Raw genomic sequence first — 7,100 nt, 5'->3', positions numbered from 1 at the left:
AAGTAAAGACAGACCAGGAAGTCAAGGCAGAAGAGGATAAAACAGAAGAGGATACATTCAAAGAGGCAGAATAAAGATGCGTTTTAATATTAAACATGAGATCCGGGGAAGAATCAGGATCCATATTTTCCAGAAACGGATGACTTATCAGCAGGCAGATATCCTGCAGTATTATCTGGAAAATACTGACGGAGTGATAACGGCAAATGTTTATGATAAAACCTGTGATGCCACCATCAGTTACAAGGGTGACAGGAAGGAGCTTCTTCGCAAGCTGCAGTGCTTCCGCTATGAGAATGTGAAGGTTCCGGCAGCTGTGCTGGATAGCTCCGGCAGGGAATTAAATGAACAGTATAAAGAGAAACTTGTTAATAAAGTGATCTTTCATTATGCAAGGAAGTTTATGCTTCCAATGCCATTTTCAGCCATCTATACAGGTGTGGTATCTGCAAAATATATCTGGAAAGGCCTGAAGACTTTATGGCAGCGCAAGATCGAGGTACCGGTACTGGATGCGACTGCTATCAGTGTTTCTATGATCCGGGGAGATTTTGGAACTGCCGGTTCTGTAATGTTCCTTTTGGGAGTAGGTGAACTGCTAGAGGAGTGGACCCATAAGAAATCAGTAGGCGATCTAGCTCGTACCATGTCCCTGAATGTGGGCAAGGTATGGCTGCGCACAGATAATGAACAGGAAGTACTGACGGATGCAGATGTGATAAAGCCAGGTGACTGCGTGGTTGTGCACATGGGCAATGTGATTCCATTTGACGGTACAGTCCTTGAAGGTGAGGCTATGGTGAACCAGGCTTCTCTTACAGGTGAGTCTGTACCAGTACGTCGTGTATCTGGCAACACCGTGTATGCAGGCACAGTTGTAGAAGAAGGAGAAGTGGTCTTTACTGTTTCCTCAGTAGGAGGCAGCAGCCGGTATGAAAAGATCGCTGCTATGATCGAAGATACCGAGAAACTGAAATCCGGACTGGAGAGCAAAGCAGAACATCTGGCAGACCGTCTGGTTCCATATACTCTTGGCGGCACGGGTCTGGTGTATCTTCTCACAAGAAATGCTACAAAGGCACTTGCAGTGCTGATGGTTGATTTTTCATGCGCCTTGAAGCTGGCAATGCCTATTTCCGTATTGTCTGCGATCCGCGAGGCTAACCGGTATAAGATCACAGTTAAGGGAGGCAAATTCCTGGAGGCTGTAGCTGAAGCAGATACCATTGTATTTGACAAGACAGGCACTCTTACCAAGGCAAAACCAACCGTAGCAAAGGTGATTTCTTTTGGCAGACACAGTGAAGATGAAATGCTTCGCCTGGCTGCCTGTATGGAAGAGCATTTCCCTCATTCCATGGCAAAAGCTGTAGTAAATGCTGCAAAGCAGAAAGGTCTTGACCATGAGGAGATGCATTCCAAGGTAGAGTATATTGTGGCCCATGGCATTTCCACATTTGTAAACGATCACAAAACTGTGATCGGAAGCTCTCATTTTGTATTTGAGGATGAGAAATGCAAGATCCCGCAGGGAATGGAAGAGAAGTTTGAACAGATTCCAGAAGAGTATTCCCACCTTTACCTTGCTATAGACGGTGAACTGGCTGCAGTGATCTGCATTGAGGATCCGCTGCGGGAGGAAGCACCGGAGGTGATCCGCAGGCTGAAAGACGCCGGATTTACCAAGGTGGTGATGATGACCGGGGATAGTGAGCGTACAGCAGCTGCAGTTGCCAAAAGGGTTGGGGTAGATGAATATTATTCAGAAGTCCTTCCTGGAGATAAAGCCAGATTCGTAGACAAGGAAAAAGCCGCAGGACGTAAGGTAGTGATGCTTGGAGATGGCATCAATGATTCGCCTGCACTTTCGGCGGCTGACGCAGGTATAGCTGTCAGTGAAGGTGCACAGATCGCAAGAGAAGTGGCAGATATTACCATTGGTATTGATGATCTGTATAGCCTTCTTGCACTGAAATACATTAGTGATGAACTAATGAAGAGAATCAGATGCAACTACAGAACCATTGTAGGCTTTAATACAGGACTGATCATTCTGGGGGTGGCTGGTATCCTGCAGCCTACTACTTCAGCACTCCTTCATAATACCTCCACACTGTTGATCGGGATGAGGAGTATGAAGAATCTTCTCCCGGAATAAATAGAGGTCTGTATGGGCGAAAATATGGTTATTATGAAGACGAACTAGTACAGTGAAAATCAGGTAAGTCAATATGGCGGTTACTTAATATTCACTGTACCAGTCACTGACATCATAATGAGAATTATTATACAAATAAGGGAGTCATCATCTATTGACAAAAAAGCATAGATAAAGTAATCTATCTATGTGGTTAGCAAATGCTAACTACCAATAGGTGATGGCCTTATTTTTTTTGAATGACGGTTAGATGCAACTTATATGTATTACAAATAACTAATTACCTATCATTAAATGAATACAAGAAGGAGGATTCATTTTGGCGGAAAACATAGAAAGATATCTGATTGAACATTGTTCCCCTACGCTGGCGTCTGTAAAGGCGGCCAATCTGTTTAATGCAGTGACAGAAGATGACCAGGAATTGGCTGAACAAGTCAAACAGTGGAATCGCCTGATGAATCCAAAGGGAGTTAAGCTTCTGGTTTTGCGTAATCATGGACGACGAGCACTTGTATATGTATATCGTGAGAAAAAGCTGCAGGAAAAGCTGGACGAATCTGGTGTTGCAGGTTTTCTGGAAAAGTACGGGTATACATCCACAGATGCAGGGTATGCATTGAACCGCCTTGTGGAACGGTTTTCCGGGCAGGAGGAATTTCCTCATGAAATTGGGATTTTTTTAGATTATCCACTTGGGGATGTGATTGGTTTTATCAAAAACAGCGGACAGAATTATAAGTGTGCAGGCTGTTGGAAAGTATACTGTAATGAATGTGAAACTATGAAGCTGTTTCATAAGTACCGGAAGTGCAGGAATATTTACCGCAGTCTGTGGCAAAATGGAAGAAGTGTTGTGCAGCTGACAGTAGCCGGTGCCAGTGCATGATGGGCTGACCTGGTGAAAAGTTTGCTTAACATAAAATTTAATATGAATGAAAGGGGTATTTATATTATGAGTAAAGTTGCAGTTGTTTTCTGGAGCGGAACTGGCAATACAGAGGCTATGGCAGATAAAGTAGCGGAAGGCGCAAAAGAAGCAGGCGCTGAGGTTTCTGTTTTTAGTGCAGAGGATTTCTCTGCTGACAAAGTGGGGGAGTTTGACGGACTGGCATTCGGCTGCCCTGCTATGGGGGATGAAGAACTGGAAGATACTATTTTTGAGCCGATGTATGCGGCGTGTGAGCCAAAGCTTGCAGGTAAAAAAGTAGGTCTTTTTGGATCCTATGGATGGGGAGATGGAGAGTGGATGCGCACCTGGGAAGAAAATGCAAAAGGTGCAGGTGTATCCCTTGTTTCCCAGCCTGTGCTTTGCAACGAGGAACCGGATGATGATGCCAAAGCAGCTTGCCAGGATCTTGGAAAAGCACTTGCTTAAAAATGATGGTACATTAACCTGAAAATATTACGGAATATTTCTTAAAAATGATTAAAAATATTATAGCACCCTATTGACAAAAAGGTCTAGGGTGCTATAATAATATCAAACATATGAATAAATGTTCATATGATAAAACGAAATTATGAAAGACCTTAGGCAGGATCGTAAGCAGCCGGTGAAGGTAGAAAAGGAGTAGACCATGAAAAAAACTTACAAAATCGACGTTGATTGTGCAAACTGTGCAAATAAGATGGAGGACGCTGCCAAGCATACCCCAGGAGTTAAGGATGCTACTGTAAACTTTATGACACTGAAGATGATCGTTGAGTTTGAAGATGGCCAGGATCCTAAGGCTGTTATGCAGGATGTATTGAAGAACTGCAAGAAAGTTGAGGATGATTGCGAGATTTTTCTTTAAGCTTTAGAGAGGCAGATTTACAGGAGGCATGAATCGTGAATAAGAAACAGAAAAAAATGTTCATTAGGATTATTATTTCCACTGCCCTGATTATTATTCTGTCATTACTTCCAGTAGATGGATACGTGCAGTTTGCTTTGTTTATGATTCCTTATCTGGTGATCGGATATGATATTCTGAAAAAAGCATGGAAAGGGATCCTGAACAGACAGGCATTTGATGAGAATTTTCTTATGGCAGTGGCAACCATCGGTGCGATCGCCCTGAAGGATTACAAAGAAGGCGTAGCTGTTATGCTGTTCTATCAGATCGGGGAGCTTTTCCAGAGCTATGCAGTAGGCAAAAGCAGGAAGAATATCAGTGAACTGATGGATATCCGGCCGGACTATGCCAATGTGGAAAAGGATGGTACCCTTTGCCAGGTAGATCCGGACGAGGTGGAAGTGGGAACTGTGATCGTTGTACAGCCTGGCGAGAAGGTGCCTATCGATGGTGTGGTAGTAGAAGGACAATCTACACTGAATACCAGTGCACTTACAGGAGAGAGCCTTCCAAGAGAGGTTGGTTGTGATGACGAGATCATCAGCGGATGTATCAATCTGAATGGTGTGTTGAAGATCCGTACTACCAGGGAGTTTGGTGAGTCTACTGTTTCCAAGATTCTGGATCTGGTAGAGAATTCCAGCTCCAAGAAGTCAAGATCTGAGAATTTTATTTCCAAATTTGCCAAATATTACACACCTGCAGTATGCTACTCTGCGCTGGCACTGGTGATCATTCCTCCGATTGTAAGGATGGCTGTTATGGGCCTTTCTCCGGAGTGGGGGGACTGGATCTACAGAGCACTTACTTTCCTTGTAATCAGTTGTCCGTGTGCCCTTGTGATCAGTATTCCGCTAAGCTTTTTTGCAGGGATCGGCGGAGCCAGTAATCAGGGAATCCTTGTAAAAGGATCCAATTATCTTGAAACATTGTCCCAGACAAAGTACGTTGTATTTGACAAAACAGGCACTATGACAAAAGGTGTGTTTGAGGTTGCAGGCATCCATCACAGTGACATGAGTGATGACAAGCTTCTGGAGTATGCAGCACTTGCAGAGTGTGCATCTTCCCATCCGATCAGTAAAAGCCTGAAAAAGGCTTATGGCAAAGCGATAGACAGAAGCCGTGTGACAGATATCCAAGAGATCAGCGGCAATGGTGTGATTGCCAAGGTTGATGGAATATCCGTAGCAGCTGGAAATACCAAGCTGATGGATCATTTGGGCATAAAATATATTGATTGTCATCATGTGGGCACAATTGTCCATATGGCCGTTGACGGTAAATATGCGGGACATATCCTCATTGCAGATATTATCAAACCCCATGCAAAAGAAGCAATCCAGGCGCTGAAAAAGGCTGGAGTCAGGAAAACAATCATGCTTACCGGAGACACTAAGAAAGTGGCTGATCAGGTTGCAGCCGAGCTGGCAATTGATGAGGTTTACAGTGAATTGCTTCCGGCAGACAAGGTAACTAAAGTAGAGGCACTTCTTTCTACAAAAGGCGAAAAAGAGAAACTGGCATTTGTAGGTGATGGTATTAATGATGCCCCTGTTTTGTCCAGAGCCGACATCGGTATTGCCATGGGAGCGCTTGGTTCTGACGCTGCGATTGAAGCAGCGGATGTGGTGCTGATGGATGATGATCCTCTGAAGATCTCAAAGGCGATCAGGATTTCCAGAAAGTGTCTTAGGATCGTTTATGAGAATATCTGGTTTGCTCTTGGTATCAAAGGGATTTGCCTGCTCCTTGGTGCTCTTGGTATTGCAAATATGTGGATGGCAATTTTTGCAGATGTGGGAGTTATGGTGATCGCTGTACTGAATGCAACAAGAGCTTTGTTTGTAAAGAATCTTTAAATTCAAAAGAAAGAGAGGAGAAACCGTATGGAGGAAAAGGGTCTTGAGGTGTGTGATTGTTTTGAAGTACATGAGGATCTTCTGAAGACCGTGAATGATACCATGCCGGAAGAAACAGAGTTATATGATTTGGCAGAGCTTTTTAAGGTATTTGGGGATTCCACCAGAATACGGATTCTGTTTGTCCTTTTTGAAGCAGAGGTGTGTGTCTGCGACCTGGCCAGGGTATTGAATATGAACCAGTCAGCTATTTCCCATCAGCTTCGGATCCTGAAGCAGAATAAGCTGGTAAAGAGCCGCAGGGAAGGAAAATCCATTTTTTATTCCCTTGCAGATGAGCATGTGCGGACCATCATTGACCAGGGACGGGATCATATAGAGGAAGATCGACCGTAATCATAATCTGTAAATAAGCAGGCCTGCGTAATCAGGTATTGCCAGAATTGATATAAAATATAAGCTGCTGTATATGCCGGTTGGAAGAACCGGAGATACAGCAGCTTTTGTCTTGTGTAGTAGGAAATTACTTCGCAGTGTTCCTATTACAAAAAAGTTTTATTCTGTAAGAGCAAAATAGCAAAAAATCAGAGAAGCTCTTTTGTGATAATTTGGATAGGAATTTCATAAAAGTAATCTGCAGGCTTCTGGGCAAGCATCAGGTACTCGAAAAGCTGCTTCACGATCTGATATAGCACAAGAAAGCTGTTGCACAAACCGGTCTTGCTCCCGGAACAAAGGTAGCCTGTGGCGGTGTGGACAATGCCTGCATGGCTTTGGGGAGCGTAGGCGGACGGGAAGGGAGAGTTTATACCTCTCTTGGCTCCTCTTCCTGGATCGCTGTAAATACAAAAGAGCCGGTACTGGATTTTAAGACAAAGCCATATGTATTCGCACATATTCAGGAGAATATGTATACATCCGCCTTCTCTATCTTTGCAGGAGGTACTTCACAGGATAAATCTGTAAATATCCGAGGGGCTTTCCTGGGGCTGAATCTGGGGACAGGAAGAGCAGAACTGGTACATGCAGCCATGGAAGGGATTGCCATGAATCTGAAGCTGTCTTTAGATGAATTGGAGAGTCATGCTGAACTGGAAAAAGGAATCCAGTTTTGTGACGGCGGAGCCAGAAATCCATATTGGATGCAGATGTTTGCAGATGTATTTAACATAATATATAGCAAGAATTCTCCTTCCTCTACAGGTGGGAGATGAATTGCATAAAAGCAAAAAGAACACT

General features: G+C 43.8%; 8 protein-coding genes. 7 read left to right on the top strand and 1 reads right to left on the bottom strand.

The window, feature by feature from the left end; genetic code table 11:
- Positions 1-76 precede the first annotated feature (76 nt).
- From AB5916_RS17110 to AB5916_RS17085, 6 genes are all read left to right on the top strand, one after another.
- Positions 77-2,158, top strand: coding sequence for a heavy metal translocating P-type ATPase (locus AB5916_RS17110; RefSeq protein WP_368192052.1), 2,082 nt, complete (start codon positions 77-79; stop codon positions 2,156-2,158).
- A 319-nt stretch (positions 2,159-2,477) separates the two neighbouring features.
- A complete protein-coding gene (locus AB5916_RS17105) occupies positions 2,478-3,047 on the top strand; it encodes a DUF3793 family protein (protein WP_368192050.1) in 570 nt (189 codons plus the stop codon).
- 66 nt (positions 3,048-3,113) lie between these two features.
- Complete coding sequence (locus tag AB5916_RS17100) at positions 3,114-3,536, top strand: flavodoxin (RefSeq protein ID WP_368192048.1); 423 nt, start codon at positions 3,114-3,116, stop codon at positions 3,534-3,536.
- Between the two features lie 202 nt (positions 3,537-3,738).
- Positions 3,739-3,957 carry a cation transporter gene (locus tag AB5916_RS17095; protein ID WP_158422223.1) on the top strand — a complete coding sequence of 73 codons (219 nt, stop codon included), beginning with the start codon at positions 3,739-3,741 and terminating at the stop codon, positions 3,955-3,957.
- Positions 3,958-3,992: 35 nt separating this feature from the next.
- The gene (locus tag AB5916_RS17090) at positions 3,993-5,861 is read left to right on the top strand and encodes a heavy metal translocating P-type ATPase (RefSeq protein ID WP_368192046.1); all 1,869 of its coding nucleotides are present in this window, start codon (positions 3,993-3,995) and stop codon (positions 5,859-5,861) included.
- A 27-nt stretch (positions 5,862-5,888) separates the two neighbouring features.
- On the top strand, positions 5,889-6,257 hold the full coding sequence (locus AB5916_RS17085) for a helix-turn-helix transcriptional regulator (RefSeq protein WP_173727580.1): 369 nt from the start codon (positions 5,889-5,891) through the stop codon (positions 6,255-6,257).
- Positions 6,258-6,445: 188 nt separating this feature from the next.
- Here the strand turns inward: AB5916_RS17085 and AB5916_RS17080 are convergent, their stop codons facing one another.
- A complete protein-coding gene (locus AB5916_RS17080; RefSeq protein ID WP_368192043.1) occupies positions 6,446-6,574 on the bottom strand; it encodes a hypothetical protein in 129 nt (42 codons plus the stop codon).
- Between the two features lie 54 nt (positions 6,575-6,628).
- Here AB5916_RS17080 and AB5916_RS17075 point away from each other — a divergent pair, with 54 nt between their 5' ends.
- Positions 6,629-7,075 carry an FGGY-family carbohydrate kinase gene (locus tag AB5916_RS17075; protein ID WP_368192041.1) on the top strand — a complete coding sequence of 149 codons (447 nt, stop codon included), beginning with the start codon at positions 6,629-6,631 and terminating at the stop codon, positions 7,073-7,075.
- The last annotated feature ends 25 nt before the right edge of the window (positions 7,076-7,100 follow it).

This window comes from Blautia sp. 1033sp1_1033st1_G9_1033SCRN_220408 (assembly GCF_040929965.1).
Lineage (GTDB): Bacteria > Bacillota > Clostridia > Lachnospirales > Lachnospiraceae > Blautia_A > Blautia_A ammoniilytica.
The sequence above is the reverse complement of the archived record's forward strand: the minus strand, read 5'-3'. Positions and strand labels throughout refer to the sequence as shown.